The sequence below is a fragment of the Enterobacter sp. YSU genome (genome assembly GCF_016082135.1).
Lineage (GTDB): Bacteria > Pseudomonadota > Gammaproteobacteria > Enterobacterales > Enterobacteriaceae > Enterobacter > Enterobacter hormaechei_C.
Window position 1 is genome coordinate 3075002 of record NZ_CP059487.1, and the last position, 20999, is coordinate 3096000.

At 56.4% G+C, this 20999-nt stretch carries 18 protein-coding genes; 14 read left to right on the top strand and 4 right to left on the bottom strand.

What is annotated here, in order from left to right; translation table 11 throughout:
* The first annotated feature begins 76 nt into the window (after window positions 1-76).
* The 11 genes from ndk (at window position 77) to H2Z33_RS14990 (ending at window position 12242) form a co-directional block, all read left to right on the top strand.
* The gene (gene ndk, locus H2Z33_RS14940; protein WP_063134571.1) at window positions 77-508 is read left to right on the top strand and encodes a nucleoside-diphosphate kinase; all 432 of its coding nucleotides are present in this window, start codon (window positions 77-79) and stop codon (window positions 506-508) included.
* A 147-nt stretch (window positions 509-655) separates the two neighbouring features.
* Window positions 656-1822, top strand: a complete 1167-nt coding sequence (locus H2Z33_RS14945) for a bifunctional tRNA (adenosine(37)-C2)-methyltransferase TrmG/ribosomal RNA large subunit methyltransferase RlmN (RefSeq protein ID WP_003860623.1) — start codon at window positions 656-658, stop codon at window positions 1820-1822.
* Window positions 1823-2113: 291 nt separating this feature from the next.
* Window positions 2114-3124, top strand: coding sequence for a cytoskeleton protein RodZ (gene rodZ, locus H2Z33_RS14950; protein WP_032649072.1), 1011 nt, complete (start codon window positions 2114-2116; stop codon window positions 3122-3124).
* 26 nt (window positions 3125-3150) lie between these two features.
* A complete protein-coding gene (gene ispG, locus H2Z33_RS14955; protein ID WP_017383528.1) occupies window positions 3151-4269 on the top strand; it encodes a flavodoxin-dependent (E)-4-hydroxy-3-methylbut-2-enyl-diphosphate synthase in 1119 nt (372 codons plus the stop codon).
* Window positions 4270-4350: 81 nt separating this feature from the next.
* The gene (hisS, locus tag H2Z33_RS14960; RefSeq protein WP_022649001.1) at window positions 4351-5625 is read left to right on the top strand and encodes a histidine--tRNA ligase; all 1275 of its coding nucleotides are present in this window, start codon (window positions 4351-4353) and stop codon (window positions 5623-5625) included.
* Window positions 5626-5638: 13 nt separating this feature from the next.
* Entirely contained in the window at window positions 5639-6259 is a 621-nt protein-coding gene (locus H2Z33_RS14965) for a YfgM family protein (RefSeq protein ID WP_017383526.1), read from the top strand.
* A gap of 10 nt (window positions 6260-6269) precedes the next feature.
* Window positions 6270-7448 carry an outer membrane protein assembly factor BamB gene (bamB, locus tag H2Z33_RS14970; RefSeq protein WP_017383525.1) on the top strand — a complete coding sequence of 393 codons (1179 nt, stop codon included), beginning with the start codon at window positions 6270-6272 and terminating at the stop codon, window positions 7446-7448.
* Window positions 7449-7560: 112 nt separating this feature from the next.
* The gene (gene der / locus H2Z33_RS14975; RefSeq protein WP_022648998.1) at window positions 7561-9033 is read left to right on the top strand and encodes a ribosome biogenesis GTPase Der; all 1473 of its coding nucleotides are present in this window, start codon (window positions 7561-7563) and stop codon (window positions 9031-9033) included.
* A gap of 299 nt (window positions 9034-9332) precedes the next feature.
* A complete protein-coding gene (locus H2Z33_RS14980) occupies window positions 9333-10874 on the top strand; it encodes a peptide MFS transporter (RefSeq protein ID WP_015572174.1) in 1542 nt (513 codons plus the stop codon).
* Between the two features lie 61 nt (window positions 10875-10935).
* A complete protein-coding gene (locus H2Z33_RS14985) occupies window positions 10936-11970 on the top strand; it encodes a Gfo/Idh/MocA family oxidoreductase (RefSeq protein WP_063134570.1) in 1035 nt (344 codons plus the stop codon).
* A gap of 50 nt (window positions 11971-12020) precedes the next feature.
* Window positions 12021-12242 (top strand): zinc ribbon domain-containing protein, encoded by a 222-nt coding sequence (locus H2Z33_RS14990; protein ID WP_017692930.1) that lies wholly within the window; start codon window positions 12021-12023, stop codon window positions 12240-12242.
* Here the strand turns inward: H2Z33_RS14990 and H2Z33_RS14995 are convergent.
* Genes H2Z33_RS14995 through xseA form a run of 3 tightly spaced genes read right to left on the bottom strand, consistent with a single transcriptional unit; the run spans window position 12239 to window position 15041 of the window.
* A complete protein-coding gene (locus tag H2Z33_RS14995; RefSeq protein ID WP_006811517.1) occupies window positions 12239-12589 on the bottom strand; it encodes a protealysin inhibitor emfourin in 351 nt (116 codons plus the stop codon). The genes H2Z33_RS14990 and H2Z33_RS14995 overlap by 4 nt on opposite strands.
* Entirely contained in the window at window positions 12590-13609 is a 1020-nt protein-coding gene (locus tag H2Z33_RS15000; protein WP_063134569.1) for a M4 family metallopeptidase, read from the bottom strand.
* Window positions 13610-13667: 58 nt separating this feature from the next.
* Window positions 13668-15041 (bottom strand): exodeoxyribonuclease VII large subunit, encoded by a 1374-nt coding sequence (xseA, locus tag H2Z33_RS15005; protein ID WP_063413214.1) that lies wholly within the window; start codon window positions 15039-15041, stop codon window positions 13668-13670.
* Window positions 15042-15200: 159 nt separating this feature from the next.
* On the opposite strand from xseA, the gene guaB reads away from it, so the two are divergent.
* Both guaB and guaA read left to right on the top strand, forming a co-directional pair.
* Window positions 15201-16667, top strand: a complete 1467-nt coding sequence (gene guaB, locus H2Z33_RS15010) for an IMP dehydrogenase (RefSeq protein ID WP_003860601.1) — start codon at window positions 15201-15203, stop codon at window positions 16665-16667.
* A gap of 67 nt (window positions 16668-16734) precedes the next feature.
* Window positions 16735-18312 carry a glutamine-hydrolyzing GMP synthase gene (guaA, locus tag H2Z33_RS15015; RefSeq protein ID WP_006811514.1) on the top strand — a complete coding sequence of 526 codons (1578 nt, stop codon included), beginning with the start codon at window positions 16735-16737 and terminating at the stop codon, window positions 18310-18312.
* 55 nt (window positions 18313-18367) lie between these two features.
* Here guaA and H2Z33_RS15020 read toward each other — a convergent pair whose 3' ends face one another.
* Window positions 18368-19198 (bottom strand): MurR/RpiR family transcriptional regulator, encoded by an 831-nt coding sequence (locus H2Z33_RS15020; RefSeq protein ID WP_032654464.1) that lies wholly within the window; start codon window positions 19196-19198, stop codon window positions 18368-18370.
* A gap of 291 nt (window positions 19199-19489) precedes the next feature.
* Here H2Z33_RS15020 and H2Z33_RS15025 point away from each other — a divergent pair, with 291 nt between their 5' ends.
* Window positions 19490-20995, top strand: a complete 1506-nt coding sequence (locus tag H2Z33_RS15025; RefSeq protein WP_063134567.1) for a CoA-acylating methylmalonate-semialdehyde dehydrogenase — start codon at window positions 19490-19492, stop codon at window positions 20993-20995.
* Window positions 20996-20999 lie beyond the last annotated feature (4 nt).

Consider the following 20999-nt stretch of genomic DNA (forward strand, 5'->3'; position numbering starts at 1 on the left):
GCTATTGCTCTTTATAATCCGCGCCACACCATACTCAGGTATGCAAAAACAACAGAACATTTTACAGAGGTTATCAATGGCTATTGAACGTACTTTTTCCATCATCAAACCAAACGCGGTGGCAAAAAACGTTATTGGCAACATCTTCGCTCGCTTTGAATCAGCAGGGTTTAAGATCGTTGGCACCAAAATGCTGCACCTGACCGTTGAGCAGGCTCGCGGTTTCTACGCTGAGCACGAAGGTCGCCCATTCTTTGATGGTCTGGTCGAGTTCATGACCTCTGGCCCAATCGTGGTATCCGTACTGGAAGGCGAAAACGCGGTACAGCGTCACCGCGATCTGCTGGGTGCAACCAACCCGGACAACGCGCTGGCAGGTACTCTGCGCGCCGACTATGCAGACAGCTTCACCGAGAACGGCACCCACGGTTCCGACTCTGTTGAATCTGCTGCGCGCGAAATCGCGTTCTTCTTCGCTGAAGGCGAAGTGTGCCCGCGCACTCGCTAATAATTTCGTAAATGCCGCGTGCAAACGTGGCATCCCTGCGCCAGACTTTGTACAATGCAACGCCCCGGACGAGCAGACTGCTTACCGGGGCGTTTCTTTTCAACCCACCAAGGGCCACAACGTGTAACAACGAGGCCGGAAAAAATTATGTCTGAATTAGTGAATACCTCCGAAGTCGCCATTCCTGCGGTTCCCAATAAAAATGGAAAAATTAACCTGCTGGACCTGAACCGTCAGCAGATGCGCGAGTTCTTTAAAGAGATGGGTGAGAAGCCATTTCGTGCCGATCAGGTCATGAAATGGATGTACCACTATTGCAGCGACAACTTTGATGACATGACGGACATCAACAAAGTGCTGCGCAATAAGCTTAAAGAAGTGGCGGAAATCCGCGCACCGGAAGTGGTGGAAGAGCAGCGCTCTTCAGATGGAACCATCAAGTGGGCCATTGCCGTTGGCGATCAGCGCGTTGAAACCGTGTATATCCCGGAAGACGATCGCGCCACGCTGTGCGTCTCTTCTCAGGTGGGCTGTGCGCTGGAGTGCAAATTCTGCTCTACGGCGCAGCAGGGCTTTAACCGTAACCTACGCGTGTCGGAAATCATCGGCCAGGTCTGGCGTGCCGCGAAAATCGTGGGCGCGGCGAAAGTCACCGGTACACGTCCAATCACCAACGTGGTGATGATGGGGATGGGTGAACCGCTGCTCAACCTGACCAACGTCGTTCCGGCGATGGAAATTATGCTCGACGATTTCGGTTTTGGTCTGTCCAAGCGCCGCGTTACGCTCTCTACTTCCGGCGTTGTGCCTGCGCTGGACAAACTGGGCGACATGATTGACGTTGCGCTGGCCATCTCCCTTCACGCGCCAAACGACGCCATCCGTGACGAAATTGTGCCGATCAACAAAAAGTACAATATCGAAACCTTCCTGGCTGGCGTGCGCCGTTACCTGGAGAAATCCAATGCCAACCAGGGCCGCGTGACCATTGAATACGTGATGCTGGATCATGTTAACGACGGTACCGAACATGCACATGAGCTGGCTGAACTGCTGAAAGATACGCCATGTAAGATCAACCTGATCCCATGGAACCCGTTCCCGGGCGCGCCGTATGGCCGTAGCTCGAACAGCCGTATCGATCGCTTCTCAAAAGTGCTGATGGAGTATGGTTTCACCACCATCGTTCGTAAAACGCGTGGCGATGATATCGACGCAGCCTGTGGTCAGCTGGCGGGTGACGTTATTGACCGTACAAAACGTACGCTGCGTAAGCGCATGCAGGGTGAGTCAATCGCGGTCAAAACCGTTTGATTATTATGCATACACGGCGCGTTTTTTGCGCCGTGAAGCATTAATTTACTGAATATTCAGTCACAATCATTATGACTGATTAATAATTACGGTGCGTTTCATACGACTTTCGGGCAGTATGTAACGACGTAACAACAGTTTAGCGTGAAGGCCTGCCAGCGCTGTCATCTGCGGCCCGACAGTCTTATACTGTTTGTTCCAGGTTAACTGACCTAAAGTTTCGCGGTGCGGGTGGCATTGTGACTCACCGGCACCTGAACCCTTATTTTCACGTACCAGTAGTTGTAGCGAATGAATACTGAAGCCACTCACGATCAAAATGCAGCACTCTCCACTGGCGTTCGTCTTCGCAACGCCCGTGAACAACTCGGACTCAGCCAGCAAGCCGTTGCAGAACGCCTGTGCCTGAAGGTTTCCACCGTTCGCGATATTGAAGAAGATAAGGCACCCGCCGATCTGGCTTCAACATTTCTGCGCGGTTATATCCGTTCTTACGCCAAACTGGTTCATATCCCTGAAGACGAATTACTGCCGATGATGGAGAAGCAGGCGCCTGTGCGTGCGGCAAAAGTTGCGCCGATGCAGAGCTTCTCTCTGGGTAAACGTCGTAAAAAACGCGATGGCTGGCTGATGAGCTTTACCTGGCTGGTCCTGTTCGTGGTTGTCGGCCTGACGGGCGCATGGTGGTGGCAAAACCACAAAGCGCAGCAGGAAGAGATCACGACGATGGCCGATCAGTCCTCCGCTGAGCTCAATCAGTCTGGTAATAACGGCGCGCAAAGCGTGCCGCTGAGCACCGAAGGAGCTGCGACCTCCAGCGAACCTCAGGCGGCAGCAAGCAGCACGCCTGCAACCGAGCCAGCGACGACGCCAGAAGCGACGGCGAATACCGCACCAGCCACCCAGGCCCAGGATCAAAACGCGGTCGTATCACCTTCACAGGCCAATGTTGATACCGCCCCTGCGGCAACGGCACCGGCAGATAACACCGCGGCGTCACTGCCAACTGACCCGGCGGGTACGGCGGCACCTGCCGTTGATCCGAATGCGCTGGTGATGAATTTCACGGCGGATTGCTGGCTGGAAGTGACTGATGCGACAGGTAAAAAGCTGTTCAGCGGCCTGCAACGTAAAGATGGCACGTTAAATCTAACGGGCCAGGCACCTTACAAGCTTAAAATCGGCGCACCGGCAGCGGTACAGATCCAGTATCAAGGAAAACCTGTCGATCTGAGCCGCTTTATCAGAACTAACCAGGTTGCGCGTCTTACCGTTAATGCCGAACAATCAGCAGCACAGTAACAGACGGGCAATGCGGGAGATTTTACATGCATAACCAGGCTCCTATTCAACGTAGAAAATCGAAACGGATTTACGTTGGGAACGTGCCAGTCGGCGATGGGGCGCCTATCGCCGTCCAGTCGATGACCAATACGCGTACTACGGATGTAGAAGCGACGGTCAATCAAATCAAAGCATTAGAACGCGTAGGCGCGGACATTGTTCGCGTCTCTGTACCGACCATGGATGCCGCCGAGGCGTTCAAACTGATCAAGCAGCAGGTGAGCGTTCCGCTGGTTGCCGATATTCACTTCGATTACCGTATCGCGCTGAAAGTTGCTGAATATGGTGTCGATTGCCTGCGTATTAACCCAGGCAACATCGGCAACGAAGAGCGCATTCGCATGGTGGTTGACTGCGCCCGCGACAAAAACATTCCAATCCGTATCGGCGTGAACGCTGGCTCTCTGGAAAAAGATCTCCAGGAAAAGTACGGTGAGCCGACGCCGCAGGCGCTGCTCGAATCCGCAATGCGTCACGTCGATCATCTGGATCGCCTTAACTTCGATCAGTTTAAAGTGAGCGTGAAAGCGTCTGACGTCTTCCTGGCCGTTGAATCGTATCGTCTGCTGGCAAAACAGATCGATCAGCCGCTCCACCTTGGGATCACCGAGGCGGGCGGTCTGCGCAGCGGTTCGGTAAAATCGGCGATTGGTCTCGGCCTGCTGCTCTCTGAAGGCATCGGCGACACGTTACGCGTCTCCCTGGCCGCCGATCCGGTGGAAGAGATCAAAGTCGGTTTCGACATCCTGAAATCACTGCGTATCCGCGCGCGTGGGATCAACTTCATTGCCTGCCCAACCTGTTCACGTCAGGAGTTTGACGTGATCGGCACCGTGAATGCTCTGGAGCAGCGCCTGGAAGACATCATTACCCCGATGGACGTTTCCATCATCGGCTGCGTGGTGAACGGTCCGGGTGAAGCGCTGGTGTCCACGCTGGGCGTGACCGGCGGTAACAAGAAAAGTGGTCTCTATGAAGATGGCGTTCGTAAAGATCGTCTGGATAATAGTGATATGATCGACCAGCTCGAAGCCCGGATTCGCGCGAAAGCGACGATGATGGACGAAGCGAAGCGCATCAGCGTTCAGCAGGTTGAAAAATAACGTGATGGGAAGCAGGCTGCTTCCCATGTATGATTGAACCCATTCTTTGGGTTCTTTTTTGTATATAGAAAGAGAATAAACGTGGCAAAAAACATTCAAGCCATCCGCGGCATGAACGATTATCTGCCTGGCGAAACCGCCATCTGGCAGCGCATTGAAGGCACACTGAAGCAGGTGCTCGGCAGCTACGGTTACAGCGAAATTCGTTTGCCGATTGTAGAGCAGACCCCGTTATTCAAACGCGCGATCGGCGAAGTAACCGACGTGGTTGAAAAAGAGATGTACACCTTTGAGGACCGCAACGGCGACAGCCTGACTCTGCGTCCTGAGGGGACGGCGGGTTGCGTACGCGCCGGCATCGAACATGGTCTCCTGTACAATCAGGAGCAGCGCCTGTGGTATATCGGCCCGATGTTCCGCCACGAACGTCCGCAAAAAGGCCGCTACCGTCAGTTCAACCAGCTTGGCGTGGAAGTGTTTGGTCTGCAAGGACCAGATATTGATGCCGAACTGATTATGCTTACTGCCCGCTGGTGGCGTGCGCTCGGTATTTCTGAGCACGTTTCCCTGGAGCTGAACTCTATCGGTTCTCTGGAAGCGCGTGCGAACTATCGTGATGCGCTGGTGGCGTTCCTGGAACAGCACAAAGAGAAGCTCGACGAAGACTGTAAGCGTCGTATGTACAGCAACCCGCTGCGCGTACTCGATTCCAAAAATCCTGACGTACAGGCGCTGCTGAACGATGCGCCAGCGCTGGGTGACTACCTGGATGAGGACTCCCGCGAACACTTTGCCGGCCTGTGCAAGCTGCTTGAAGCGGCGGGCATTGCTTATACCGTTAACCAGCGTCTGGTGCGCGGTCTGGACTACTACAACCGCACCGTATTTGAGTGGGTCACCACCAGCCTCGGTTCGCAGGGCACCGTCTGTGCCGGCGGTCGTTATGACGGACTGGTCGAGCAACTGGGTGGTCGTGCAGCACCGGCTGTAGGCTTCGCGATGGGCCTTGAGCGACTTGTTTTGCTGGTTCAGGCAGTTAATCCGGAATTTAAAGCCGATCCTGTTGTCGATATATACCTGGTGGCTTCAGGTGCGGATACGCAGTCTGCGGCGATGCAGCTTGCCGAACGCGTGCGCGATGCGCTGCCGGACGTTAAGCTGATGACCAACCACGGCGGCGGCAACTTTAAAAAACAGTTTGCTCGTGCCGATAAGTGGGGCGCAAGTATCGCACTGGTGCTGGGTGAGTCCGAAGTGGCCAACGGCGAAGTGGTAGTCAAAGACCTGCGCTCTGGTGAGCAAACTACGGTAACGCAGGATGGCGTTGCGGCGCACTTGCGCACTCTATTGGGCTAAGGAGAAGGACTGCGTGGAAATTTACGAGAACGAACACGACCAGGTTGATGCGGTTAAGCGCTTCTTTGCTGAAAACGGCAAGGCACTGGTTGTAGGGGTTATTTTAGGTGTTGGTGCGCTGGTAGGCTGGCGTTACTGGAACAATCATCAGGCTGACTCTGCTCGCGGTTCGTCCCTGAACTACGAAAATACCGTTAGCGCAATCCGTGCCGATCAGCCGCAAACGCTGACGGCTGCGGAGAAATTTGCCGCTGACAACAAAAACACCTACGGCGCGCTGGCTGCGCTGGAAGTGGCTCAGCAGTATGTTGATAAAAACGAACTGGACAAAGCCGCTGCGCAACTGTCTCAGGGGCTTGCTGCTGCCAGTGACGAAAATCTGAAAGCGGTGATCAATCTGCGTCTGGCGCGTATTCAGGTTCAGCAGAAAAAAGCCGACGACGCGCTGAAAACGCTTGATACCATCAAAGGCGAAGGCTTTGCCGCTATTGTTGCCGATCTTCGCGGTGAAGCACTGCTGAGTAAAGGTGATAAAGCGGGCGCGCGTAAAGCGTGGCAAGCTGGCGTGGATAGTAAAGCTTCACCTGCGCTGAGCGAAATGATGCAGATGAAAATAAATAATTTGTCCGTCTGAGAGGGACCCAATGCAATTGCGTAAATTACTTCTGCCAGGACTGCTTTCTGTTACGTTATTGAGTGGTTGTTCACTGTTCAGTGGCGAAGAAGACGTTGTTAAAATGTCCCCGCTGCCGACGGTTGAAAACCAGTTCACCCCATCCACCGCCTGGGACACCTCCGTGGGTGATGGTATTGGCGATTTTTATTCCAACCTGCACCCGGCATTTGCTGACGGCGTTGTCTATGCGGCCGATCGCAAAGGCACCGTTAAAGCGCTGAACGCTGATGACGGAAAAGAAGTGTGGTCCATTAACCTGGCGGAAAAAGACGGCTGGTTCTCCCGTAAACCTGCACTGCTTTCTGGCGGCCTGACCGTTGCTGGCGGTCACGTGTATGTGGGCAGCGAAAAAGCGCAGGTTTACGCGCTGAATGCCAGCGACGGTTCGGTTGCATGGCAGACCACCGTTGCCGGTGAATCCTTGTCGCGTCCGGTTGTCAGCGACGGCCTGGTGCTGATCCATACCAGCAACGGCCAGTTGCAGGCGCTGAACGAAGCCGATGGTCTGGTAAAATGGACGGTTAACCTGGATATGCCAGCGCTGTCTCTGCGTGGCGAATCTGCTCCGGCGACCGCCTTTGGCGCCGCCATTGTGGGCGGTGACAACGGCCGTGTCAGCGCGGTACTGATGCAGCAGGGCCAGATGATCTGGCAGCAGCGTATTTCCCAGGCGACCGGTTCAACTGAAATTGACCGTCTGAGTGACGTGGACACCACGCCAGTTATCGTCGACGGTGTGGTTTACGCGCTGGCGTACAACGGCAACCTGACGGCGCTGGACCTGCGTAGCGGCCAGATCATGTGGAAACGTGAGCTGGGTTCCGTGAACGATTTCATCGTCGACGGCAACCGTATTTATATGGTGGATCAGAACGACCGTCTGCTGGCGCTGAGCACCGAAGGTGGCGTGACGCTGTGGACGCAGAGCGATCTGCTGCACCGTCTGCTGACCGCACCGGCACTGTATAACGGCAGCCTGGTGGTGGGCGACAGCGAAGGCTATATGCACTGGATCGATCCAGAGAATGGTCGCTTCGTGGCACAGCAGAAAGTGGATAGCTCAGGCTTCCTGACGGAGCCCGTTGTGGCTGACGGCAAACTGCTGATTCAGGCAAAAGACGGCACGCTGTACGCGATCACGCGTTAATTACACGGCGGTTGTAGTATACTAAACGGCTCCTGTTCACTCAGGAGCCGTTTTGACATTTTTAAAAACGCTGCGAAAGCGACGTTATTTTGAATTTTATGAGGCTTCAAACATGGTACCTGTGGTCGCGCTTGTCGGGCGCCCTAACGTTGGAAAATCCACTCTTTTTAACCGTTTAACACGCACCCGTGATGCGCTGGTTGCGGATTTCCCGGGGCTGACGCGTGACCGTAAGTACGGTCGTGCAGAGGTGGAAGGACGCGAGTTCATCTGTATCGATACCGGGGGTATTGACGGTACGGAAGACGGCGTAGAAACCCGCATGGCAGAGCAATCTCTGCTGGCTATCGAAGAAGCGGATGTGGTTCTGTTTATGGTGGATGCTCGCGCTGGCCTGATGCCCGCGGATTCTGCTATTGCTAAACATCTGCGTTCACGCGAAAAGCCTACCTTCCTGGTGGCGAACAAAACTGACGGCATCGATGCCGATCAGGCTGTTGCGGATTTCTGGTCTTTAGGCCTGGGCGATATTTATCCTATCGCGGCCTCGCATGGTCGTGGCGTCACCAGCCTGCTGGAAACCGTTCTGCTGCCGTGGGTAGATGAAGTGAACCCGCCGGAAGAGGTGGACGAGGACGCTGAATACTGGGCGCAGTTTGAAGCCGGAGAGGAAGGCGAGGAAGAGCCGGAAGACGACTTCAACCCGCAGGATCTGCCTATCAAGCTGGCTATCGTGGGTCGCCCAAACGTAGGTAAGTCTACGCTTACTAACCGTATTCTCGGTGAAGAGCGCGTGGTGGTTTACGACATGCCAGGCACAACGCGTGACAGCATTTACATTCCAATGCAGCGCGATGAACGTGAGTACGTACTTATCGACACCGCAGGGGTGCGTAAGCGCGGGAAAATCACCGATGTGGTGGAAAAATTCTCGGTGATCAAAACCCTTCAGGCGATTGAAGACGCCAACGTGGTGCTGCTGGTCATCGACGCACGTGAAGGTATCTCCGATCAGGATCTCTCTCTGCTTGGCTTTATCCTCAATAGTGGGCGCTCACTGGTTATCGTCGTCAACAAGTGGGACGGCCTGAGCAATGAAGTGCGCGAGCAGGTGAAAGAGACGCTGGACTTCCGTCTGGGCTTTATCGACTTTGCCCGCGTTCACTTCATTTCTGCCCTGCACGGGAGTGGTGTTGGCAACCTGTTCGAATCCGTTCGTGAAGCCTATGACAGCTCTACCCGCCGTCAGAGCACGGCGATGCTGACCCGTATCATGAACATGGCTGCTGAAGACCACCAACCGCCGCTGGTGCGCGGTCGTCGCGTGAAGCTGAAATATGCTCACGCCGGGGGGTATAACCCGCCTATCGTGGTGATCCACGGTAACCAGGTGAAGGATCTGCCGGACTCCTACAAACGCTACCTGATGAACTACTTCCGCAAGTCGCTGGACGTGATGGGTACGCCTATCCGTATTCAGTTCAAGGAAGGGGAGAACCCGTTTGCGAATAAACGCAACACCCTGACGCCGAACCAGATGCGTAAGCGTAAGCGTTTGATTAAGCACATTAAGAAAAGCAAATAATTCTTACCGAACTCACTAAAACCCGCGCCTGTCGCGGGTTTTTTTCGCCCATTCAAAAGGCCTGCCTTCCCTGTGTGATGTCAATCACTATTCGCTTTTAACCATGTTTATATCTAAGAAAGTAGACAATCATCGAATTTTCGTCTTAAAGTCCAGGGTTCGGTACTAGACAAAACTAGCGCCTGGTTATCAAATGGTTAACCAACATTTCGCCGCATGTAAAAAATCGATCGGATACGTAACCGTTCGGCGTACATGCTGGTGTTTACAAGCACGACACATACCTTTTCGGGAGAATTATGCAATCCTCTGTTAATCAAAAAGAGAGCCGAACCTTCTTCGGCCATCCTTATCCGCTCGGTTCGCTGTTCTTCACCGAGATGTGGGAGCGTTTTTCGTTTTACGGTATTCGCCCGCTACTGATTCTGTTTATGGCCGCCACCGTCTATGACGGCGGGATGGGCCTGGCGCGTGAAAACGCCTCGGCGATTGTCGGCATCTTTGCCGGCACCATGTACCTCGCTGCGCTGCCGGGCGGCTGGCTGGCGGATAACTGGCTCGGCCAGCAGCGGGCCGTCTGGTACGGTTCGATTTTGATTGCGCTCGGGCACCTGTCGATTGCCCTGTCGGCCATCATGGGCGACAACCTGTTCTTCATTGGCCTGATGTTTATCGTGCTCGGCTCCGGCCTGTTCAAGACCTGTATCTCGGTCATGGTGGGGACACTGTACAAAAAGGGCGATGCGCGTCGTGACGGCGGTTTCTCGCTGTTCTATATGGGCATCAACATGGGCTCGTTCATTGCCCCTCTGATTTCCGGCTGGCTGATTAAAACCCACGGCTGGCACTGGGGCTTTGGTATCGGTGGTATCGGGATGCTGGTCGCCCTGATTATTTTCCGCGTGTTTGCCGTTCCGGCCATGAAGCGCTACGACAGTGAAGTCGGTCTGGACTCCACCTGGAACAGTCCGGTAGTGAAACGTAACGGCGTGGGTGCCTGGCTGCTGGCGCTGGCTGTGGGTGTTGCAATCATCGTAACGTTGATTGCCCAGGGCGTGATTGTGATAAATCCGGTCGCGGTCGCCAGCGTGCTGGTGTATGTGATTGCCGCCTCCGTCGCGCTCTACTTCATCTATCTGTTCATCTTCGCCGGGCTGAATCGCAAAGAGCGCGCAAGGCTGCTGGTGTGCTTTATTCTGCTGGTCTCCGCCGCGTTCTTCTGGTCCGCGTTCGAGCAGAAGCCAACCTCCTTCAACCTGTTCGCCAACGACTACACTAACCGCATGATCGGTGATTTTGAGATCCCGGCGGTGTGGTTCCAGTCGATCAATGCCCTGTTCATCATTCTGCTGGCCCCGGTATTTAGCTGGGCATGGCCGAAGCTGGCGAGCAAAAACATTCGTCCGAGCAGCATCACCAAGTTCGTGATCGGTATTCTGTGCGCGGCGGCGGGATTTGGCCTGATGATGCTGGCGGCGCAGAACGTGCTGAGCAACGGTGGGGCAGGGGTTTCTCCGTTCTGGCTGGTGGGCAGTATCCTGATGCTGACGCTCGGGGAACTGTGCCTGAGTCCGATTGGTCTGGCGACCATGACCCTGCTGGCGCCGGAGAGAATGCGCGGCCAGATGATGGGCCTGTGGTTCTGCGCCAGTGCGCTGGGTAACCTGGCTGCGGGGCTGATTGGTGGTCACGTGAAGGCCGACCAGCTGGATATGCTGCCAGACCTCTTTGCCCGTTGCTCCATTGCGCTGCTGATTTGTGCTGCGGTGCTGATCGTCCTCATTGTTCCGGTGCGCCGCATGCTGGAAAATGCGCAGACTAAACCGGCCGCTAACGCCTGATAAACCTCGACCTTGCCGGGGTGGCGTTATGCCCCGGCAATTGACTTAACGAGGTAAGAACATGCTGTTAGGGTTTGTTGGGCTTGGTGCTGTGGTTGAAACGGCTTACTTACCGGCAATACGAAATCTTTTTCCTGATACTCCGCGCTGTTTAGGTTTTGATATTCATCCCGAGAAGCAGCCTGAAGGGGTCACACGTTGCGCGTCGCTCGGTGAACTTCTTTCCCACCCGCTGGATACCCTGTTTATCACCACTTCCTCCCTGTACCATCTCGAGGTACTTGAGCAGGCGCTGGCCTCACCCGCGTCGTGTATTGTGGTAGAAAAACCGATTGTCGCCACGCTGCCCCAAATTGAAAAACTGAAAGCGCTGCTGGCTCAACCGGGAGCCGCCGACCGCGTGCTGGCGCTCGATCACTGGATGGCGCGTCTCGATAGCGTAAAGCAATCACTGGTCGCTCATGTTTCTGACATCGTCAAAATCGAAGGTTTTTTGCAGGAGCCAAGCGGGTATAACGCCGAAGGAGAGCCCATTGCGCTCAACTTCGCCACCGGCGAGCCAGACGCGCGAACGCTTCGCCATCCAGATGGTGTGATTCTGGATATCGGCACGCACGTGCTGGCGATGCTGCGTGAAACGGTGCGTTACCTGGGCGGCAGTGACGATATGACGTTGCAGGTGGTGACAGCAAAAGACCGCCTGGGCAGCGATATTGAAACGGGCGATCTGACCACGGCGGAAGGCGAGGCGCATTTGCAGGGAAGCATCAGCGGCGTGCCGGTGGACATCTGGCTTAACAAATACGCGGGGCCAGCGGGCGGGCAAAAGGGATTACGCTTCCATTTGCGCGACGGGCGCATCGTCAGCCACGACCGACGCGGCGCAGAAGATGTGCTGGAGCTGATTAAGGGTAAAGAAATTCAGCGCTGGCATATTCCCGGTACGATCTACGAGCATTGCCTTGCGGAGCATATTCTGGGAGCAAAAAGTCTCTTTGAACGGGATCCGCACCAGGTGAGCCGCACGACGCGCCGCAGGGTCGAGGAGGTGACGCTGCTGCTGACCTTACAGCAACAGTTGCGTGGCCCGCACTGAACGCGACGTGGTAAAATTATCGCAGACCTGAACGCTTTGAAGGAGTCACCATGACGATTACCTGCCCGGATTGCCAGACACCGCTGGAGCCCCTGAATGGGGTAGCGCACTGCGAAAATTGTAATAAAGATATCGCGCTCGAAGCCCGCTGCCCGGAGTGTCATCAGCCACTCCAGGTACTAAAAGCCTGCGGTGCGGTGGACTATTTTTGCCAGAACGGCCACGGTCTTATCTCTAAAAAACGCGTGGAGTTTGTTCGGGCTGAAGGTTAATCGCACACGCAGCCTTCACCTTTCTGCCACAGTTCCACCAGCGACTCGGGTGCTTCCTGCTCGGGTACCAGCACGATGATATCGGCGTAGTGCGCCTGATTTTGGCCGGTCCAGATAATCTGGATGCGGAAATAGCGCTGGTCACCGCTGCCGGGGGAAGAGGCTTGCCCGGGCGGCTGGCCGCGCGGGAAAGCCTGCTCAAGAATGCTCACCAGGCGCTGGCGCTGGGCCTCATTAAGCGAGGAGAGCGCAATGGTGCGCTGGCCGCTCAGCTTAGGGATAAAGGCGACGCCGCCTTCCCGGGCCAGCTCAACCACGGCGTCATCCGTCAGTTCCGGAACCTGCATTTACAGCACTCCTACCTGTTCCCAGGCTTGTTTAATGGCCGCCCCAACGTCGCTACCGGATCGTTTCTCGCCGTGCGCGATCGTCAGTTTTGCAAAGGCGTCAAAATCCGCATCCTGCGCCAGGTTGCGATCGCAAACCGTGTCGTACCAGGCATAACCCGCTTTTTCCCAGGCGTAGCCACCGATCGCCGTTGCGGCCAGGTAAAACGCGCGGTTGGGGATGCCGGAGTTAAGATGCACGCCGCCGTTATCCTCGCGCGTTTTGATGAAGTCTTTCATGTGCGCGGGCTGCGGGTCTTTGCCGAGCAGCGGATCGTCGTAGGCGGTACCGGGTTCAGACATGGAACGTAGCCCTTTCCCGTTGATACCCTCCGCCAGCAGACCCTCGCCAATCAGCCAGTCTGCCCGATCGGCGGTTTGCTTAAGATGGTATTGCTTCACCAGCGAGCCAAACACGTCTGACAGCGACTCGTTTAGCGCGCCCGACTGTTCAAAATAAATCAGCCCGGCTTCGGTCTCGGTCACGCCGTGGCTCAGCTCATGCGCCACCACGTCGATGGCAATGGTGAAGCGGTTGAAGATTTCTCCGTCACCGTCGCCAAAGACCATCTGCTGGCCGTTCCAGAAGGCGTTCTGATATTCCCGACCATAATGCACGGTGCCGGTGAGGATCAGTCCTTTGTTATCGAGTGAATCGCGCTGATATTCTTTCCAGAAGAAATCATGGGTGATACCCAGATAATCGTACGCTTCATCCACCGCCACATCGCCGCTGGAGGGCTGGCCTTCATAGCGCACCTGGGTACCCGGCAGCTCCTGGGTCTGTTTCGCATCGTAGATGTCACGCTCAAGCTGACCGGCTTTATTCACATGCGGCGCGGCGGGTTTGCCCGGCATATGGGCCATCAGCGTCTGGACGTGGGTTAAGGTCTGACGGGCGCAGCGCTGCTGCGGCTCAGAACCGCTTTCGATAATACGGCGAAGAATATACGGAGGGATGACGCTATGAAAATGGGGCATGCTGCTCTCCTTATTAAAAAAGGCAATAGCAGCAGTATAGTTTGTAACCGGCGAAGATTTATCCGCTTTTACGCTGGCGCGTTTTTTTCACCGGTTTGATCTCTTTCACCTCACTCTCGACCCAGCCGTCAGAAAGCCGGGTGGTGAGCACATCCCCGGCTTTAACCTGTTTCGTTTGTTTCAGCACTTTGCCGTCCGTCGCGGTGGTCACACTATAGCCGCGAGCCAGCGTGGAGAGCGGGCTGACGGCTTCCAGATGGGTGACCGCATTGCCGAAACGCTCGCGCGTGATGCTCAGGCGTGAGCGGATATTTTCCGCGAGGCGGAACTCAAGCTGCTGGATACGCGTTTGTGCGCGATAAATCTTCGGCTGCGGGTTTTGCTGGTTCAGACGCTGCGTGACGCGCTGCTGGCGAGATACCGCACGCTTAAGCTGGTTATCCAGCGCGAAGTTCATCCGCTGACGCAGACGTTCCAGCACGGTTTGCTGACGCGCCAGACGCAATTGCGGATGCTGCTGTTGCAGACGATGGTGAAGCTGGGTAAAGCGGCGGGTACGGTTGGCGAGGAAGTAGTCCATCGCCATCTCCAGGCGCTGCTGCCCGTTCTGGATCTGACGCAGCAGCTCCAGCTGGTTACGGCTGACTACCTCTGCCGCCGCGGACGGCGTGGGCGCGCGTAAATCCGCGACAAAATCCGCAATCGTTACATCCGTTTCGTGACCGACGGCACTTACCACCGGGATAAGGCTGGCAAAGATTGCCCGCGCCACGCGCTCGTCGTTAAAGCTCCAAAGGTCTTCCAGCGAGCCGCCGCCGCGCCCGACGATTAATACATCACACTCCTGACGGGCATTTGCCAGTTCAATCGCGCGCACGATCTGCCCCGGCGCATCGTCACCCTGAACGGCAGTTGGGTAAATAATGACGGGCAGGGAAGGGTCACGGCGCTTCAGGACGTGCAAAATATCGTGCAGGGCCGCACCGGTTTTCGAGGTAATGACCCCAACGCAGTGAGCGGGTGAGGGCAGGGGCTTTTTAAACTGCTGGTCGAACAATCCCTCAGCCGAAAGCATGGCTTTGAGCTGCTCGTACTTCTGTTGCAGCAAGCCTTCACCGGCGGGCTGCATGCTCTCGACGATAATCTGATAATCGCCGCGCGGCTCATACAGGGTAATGTTGGCGCGAACCAGAACCTGCTGTCCATGCTGAGGACGGAACGTCACGCGACGGTTGCTGTTGCGGAACATCGCGCAGCGTACCTGAGCGGTGTCGTCTTTCAGCGTAAAGTACCAGTGACCGGAAGCAGGCTGCGTGAAGTTAGAGATTTCACCGCTGATCCAGACCTGTCCCATTTCCTGCTCAAGCAGCAAACGTACCGTCTGATTAAGGCGGCTGACAGTATAAATTGAGGGGGATTGAGAGGATAACATGTGAGCGGGATCAAATTCTAAATCAGCAAGTTATTCAGTCGATAGTAACCTGCTGAGAGGTGAGCGCAAGCATTTTTTTCAAAAAAGTGTGGATGCAATCGGTTACGCTCTGTATAATGCCACGGCAATATTTAACCACCCAGGTCAGAGATATTGCCCATGCTACGTATCGCTAAAGAAGCACTGACGTTTGACGACGTCCTCCTCGTTCCCGCTCACTCCACCGTTCTGCCGAATACTGCCGACCTCAGCACGCAGTTGACGAAAACCATTCGTCTGAACATTCCTATGCTCTCCGCAGCAATGGACACCGTGACTGAAGCGCGTCTGGCTATCGCCCTGGCACAGGAAGGCGGCATTGGCTTTATCCACAAAAACATGTCTATCGAGCGTCAGGCGGAAGAAGTTCGCCGCGTGAAGAAGCATGAATCCGGTATCGTGTCCGATCCTCAGACCGTTCTGCCAACCACCACGCTGCACGAAGTGAAAGCCCTGACCGAGCGTAACGGCTTTGCAGGCTATCCGGTAGTCACTGAAGACAACGAACTGGTGGGTATCATTACCGGTCGTGACGTGCGTTTCGTGACTGACCTGAACCAGCCTGTCAGCGTCTACATGACGCCAAAAGAGCGTCTGGTGACCGTGCGTGAAGGCGAAACCCGCGACGTGGTGCTGGCGAAAATGCACGAAAAACGCGTTGAGAAAGCGCTGGTTGTGGACGCGAACTTCCACCTGCGCGGCATGATCACCGTTAAAGATTTCCAGAAAGCAGAACGTAAACCGAACGCCTGTAAAGATGAGCATGGCCGTCTGCGCGTCGGCGCTGCGGTGGGCGCCGGTGCGGGTAACGAAGAGCGCGTTGACGCGCTGGTTGCTGCGGGCGTTGACGTGCTGCTGATTGACTCCTCCCACGGCCACTCCGAAGGCGTTCTGCAACGTATTCGTGAAACCCGTGCTAAATACCCGGATCTCCAGATCATCGGCGGTAACGTGGCAACCGGCGCAGGCGCTCGCGCGCTGGCGGAAGCGGGTTGCAGCGCGGTGAAAGTGGGTATCGGTCCTGGCTCTATCTGTACCACCCGTATCGTCACCGGCGTAGGCGTGCCGCAGATCACGGCGGTTTCTGACGCGGTTGAAGCGCTGGAAGGTACCGGTATTCCGGTAATCGCGGACGGCGGTATCCGTTTCTCTGGCGACATCGCCAAAGCGATCGCCGCAGGTGCCGCAGCCGTGATGGTGGGCTCCATGCTGGCCGGTACCGAAGAATCCCCGGGTGAAATCGAACTCTACCAGGGGCGTTCTTATAAATCCTACCGCGGTATGGGCTCCCTGGGCGCGATGTCTAAAGGTTCCTCTGACCGTTACTTCCAGACCGATAACGCCGCAGACAAACTGGTGCCGGAAGGTATCGAAGGCCGTGTGGCGTATAAAGGCCGCCTGAAAGAGATCATTCACCAGCAGATGGGCGGCCTGCGCTCCTGTATGGGGCTGACCGGCTGTGGTACCATTGACCTGCTGCGTACCAAAGCGGAATTCGTACGCATCAGCGGTGCGGGTATCCAGGAGAGCCACGTTCACGACGTGACGATCACCAAAGAGTCCCCGAACTACCGTCTGGGCTCCTGATAAATTTCCGCGCCCGGCTCAATGCCGGGCGCTTTGTTTTGTTTCACTTGCCTCGGAATTAGCGTCAATGACGGAAAACATTCATAAACATCGCATTCTCATCCTGGACTTTGGTTCTCAGTACACTCAGCTGGTGGCGCGCCGCGTGCGTGAACTGGGCGTTTACTGTGAGCTGTGGGCGTGGGATGTCACGGAAGCACAGATTCGCGAGTTCAATCCAAGCGGCATCATCCTGTCCGGCGGCCCGGAAAGCACTACCGAAGAGAACAGCCCGCGTGCGCCGCAGTACGTGTTCGAAGCGGGCGTACCTGTGTTCGGCGTTTGCTACGGCATGCAGACCATGGCGATGCAGCTGGGCGGCCACGTAGAAGGCTCTAACGAGCGTGAGTTCGGCTATGCACAGGTTGAAGTCGTCACCGACAGCGCGCTGGTGCGCGGTATCGAAGACTCCCTGACCGCAGACGGCAAACCGCTGCTGGACGTGTGGATGAGCCACGGCGACAAAGTCACCGCTATCCCGTCCGACTTCGTGACCGTTGCCAGCACCGAAAGCTGCCCGTTCGCGATCATGGCGAACGAAGAAAAACGCTTCTACGGCGTGCAGTTCCACCCGGAAGTGACCCACACCCGTCAGGGTATGCGCATGCTGGAGCGCTTCGTGCGTGACATCTGCCAGTGCGAAGCCCTGTGGACCCCGGCAAAAATCATCGACGACGCCGTGGAGCGTATCCGCCAGCAGGTTGGCGATGACAAAGTGATCCTCGGCCTCTCCGGCGGCGTGGACTCCTCCGTAACCGCAATGCTGCTGCACCGCGCCATCGGTAAAAACCTGACCTGCGTCTTCGTGGACAACGGTCTGCTGCGTCTGAACGAAGCCCAGCAGGTTATGGACATGTTTGGCGACCACTTCGGTCTGAACATCGTTCACGTGGAAGGCGAGCAGCGCTTCCTGGACGCGCTGAAAGGCGAGAACGATCCGGAAGCGAAACGTAAAATCATCGGTCGCGTGTTCGTGGAAGTGTTCGACGAAGAAGCACTGAAGCTGGAAGATGTGAAATGGCTGGCGCAGGGCACCATCTACCCTGACGTGATCGAGTCTGCGGCCTCCGCCACCGGTAAAGCGCACGTCATCAAATCTCACCACAACGTGGGCGGCCTGCCGAAAGAGATGAAGATGGGCCTGGTTGAACCGCTGCGTGAGCTGTTCAAAGACGAAGTGCGTAAGATCGGCCTGGAGCTGGGTCTGCCGTACGACATGCTCTACCGTCATCCGTTCCCGGGCCCGGGTCTGGGCGTGCGCGTGCTGGGCGAAGTGAAGAAAGAGTACTGCGACCTGCTGCGTCGCGCGGACGCGATCTTCATCGAAGAGCTGCACAAAGCTGACCTGTACAACAAAGTGAGCCAGGCGTTCACCGTGTTCCTGCCGGTTCGCTCCGTTGGCGTGATGGGCGATGGCCGTAAGTACGACTGGGTTGTTTCCCTGCGTGCGGTGGAAACCATCGACTTCATGACCGCGCACTGGGCGCACCTGCCGTATGACTTCTTAGGCCGCGTGTCTAACCGCATCATCAACGAAGTGAACGGCATTTCCCGCGTGGTGTATGACATCAGCGGCAAGCCACCGGCTACGATTGAGTGGGAATAATCTCCCTCTGAATTAACACCCAAACCCTCTGCCTGTGCAGGGGGTTTTTATTTCCTCACTTCCCTTCACCCAACCTATACGCCAGGGCCACTACCAGCGACTGCACCAGGCACAGCGTTGCCGACTGAGACCGAAACGCATCCACCTGCGCCTCTTTCACCACAAAGCAAAGATCGCTAAACGTCGCCAGGGGGCTTATCTGGCTGTCCGTAATCACGATCTGCCGCGCGCCGACGCTGGCGGCAGTTTCACTGACCATCACTGTCTCTTCGGCGTACGGCGAGAAGCTGATCGACACCACAATGTCGCGCGCTTTAATGCGGCTGATCTGTTCGCGCAGCATTCCGCCCATGCCGTCGAGCAGAATAGGGCGGCACTCCAGATGACTCAGGGCATAGGTCAGGTAAGCCGCGACGCTAAAGGAGCGGCGCAGTCCGGCGATGTAGATGGTGTCGGCGTCAGCCAGCAGCTGCACTGCGCGCTCCAGCATTTCCGGTTCCGCGCGGGCGGCCAGCTGCTGGAGCGCCTGCGCGTTCGAGCGGGCGAACTCGTGCAGAATATCGAGCGGCGTCTCCGGCACGGCCTCGCTCTCCATTTCACGGAACAGCCGCGCGCGGTCGCTGTAGCTGGCGGTCTCTTCCACCAGGTTCATGCGAAACAGCTGTTTCATTTCGTTAAAGCCGGTGAAGTCAAAGGCGTTGGCGAAGCGGATCAGCGTCGAGGGCGGCACGTCGGCGCGCTCGGCAATAACGGCAACCGTATCAAAGGCCACGCTGTTGGTGTTATCCAGTACATAGCGGGAGACCTGCTGCAACCTCTTACTCAGGTTATCGTATCGCTCGCGGATTTGCTGCTGCAGTTCGTTCAGGCTGGTTGCTGTCGTCATCTTATCCCCCAAATACAGTCTCATGATTCTAAACGCAAAACCGCGTCTTTTAAATGTCGGCCATCCATCTGGCAGCAAAAATGAAACAGAAACTTCAGTCATTTCCTCGCCCGAAATTTCTTAATAGCGCACGCTGAGCCAGTGTTACTGGCTGTAAACATAAAAATCCATCCTTGATCCCAATAATCATTATTTATTTTATTTCAACTTAAAATGGAACGTTTGTTTCATATATAGTGTTTGTACACAGTGTTCAGTCAACAGTCACGTATCAACAGCGAGAGGTTAAGGATGGAGACGGTAGCGAATTTTATTCACGGCGAATGTGTCACCGGTTCAGGCCAGCGCGTTCAGGCGATCTTCAACCCAGCCACGGGCGAGCAGATCCGCCAGGTGGTAATGAGTACGGCGCAGGAAACCGGGCAGGCGATTGCCGCCGCGCAGCAGGCGTTTCCTGCGTGGGCGCGCCAGGCTCCGCTTAAGCGCGCGCGCGTGATGTTCCGCTTCAAGTCGCTGCTGGAGGAGAACATGACGCGCCTGGCCCGCATCATCAGCGAAGAGCACGGCAAGGTCTTCTCCGACGCGGTGGGCGAATTGACCCGTGGCCTGGAAGTGGTGGAATTTGCCTGCGGTATTCCGCATTTGCAAAAGGGTGAGCACTCTGCGAACGTCGGCACCGGCGTCGACAGCCACTCGCTGATGCAGCCGCTCGGGGTCTGCGTTGGGATCACACCGTTTAACTTCCCGGCGATGGTGCCGATGTGGATGTTCCCGATTGCGCTGGCGACAGGGAATACCTTCGTGCTGAAACCCTCGGAAAAAGATCCTTCTCTCGCGCTCGCGCTGGCGCAGCTCCTGAAAGAGGCCGGCCTGCCGGATGGCGTCTTCAACGTGGTGCAGGGTGATAAAGAGTCCGTTGACGTGCTACTGACCGATCCGCGCGTGCAGGCGGTGAGCTTTGTTGGCTCTACGCCGATTGCGGAATACATTTACCAGACCGCGTCCGCCCACGGCAAACGCTGTCAGGCGCTGGGTGGGGCGAAAAACCACTGCATTTTAATGCCGGATGCCGACATGGAGATGGCAACCAACGCCATTATGGGCGCGGCCTACGGCGCGGCGGGGGAACGCTGTATGGCGCTTTCAGTGGTACTGGCGGTGGGCGATAAAACCGCCGATGACCTCTGCGCCCGTCTGGAAAAACAGATTGCCGCGCTGCGCGTTGGGCCAGGGCTGGACCAGACGCCAGAAAACGAAATGGGGCCGCTCATCTCCTCCGCGCACCGCAGCAAGGTGCTGGGCTACATCGACAGCGGGGAAGCGCAGGGAGCGAAACTTCGCGTGGACGGTCGCGGCTTCAGCGTGAAGGGCCACGAGCAGGGCTACTTCGTCGGGCCGACGCTGTTCGATAGCGTCACCCCGGAGATGACCATCTATAAAGAAGAAATTTTTGGCCCGGTGCTTTCTGTGGTTCGCGTAGCAGATTACAGCAGCGCGGTGGACCTGATTAATCGCCACGAATATGGTAATGGTACGGCGATTTTCACCCGTGATGGCGGCTGCGCCCGCCGCTTCTGCGAGGAGGTGCAGGCGGGCATGGTGGGCGTCAACGTGCCGATTCCGGTGCCGATGGCATTTCACAGTTTCGGTGGCTGGAAGCGTTCCATCTTCGGTGCGCTCAACGTCCATGGTAACGACGGCGTGCGTTTCTACACCCGAATGAAAACCGTCACCGCACGCTGGCCGGAAATGCAGCAGGAGACAGGCGCTGCGTTCTCCATGCCGACGCTGGGCTGACAGG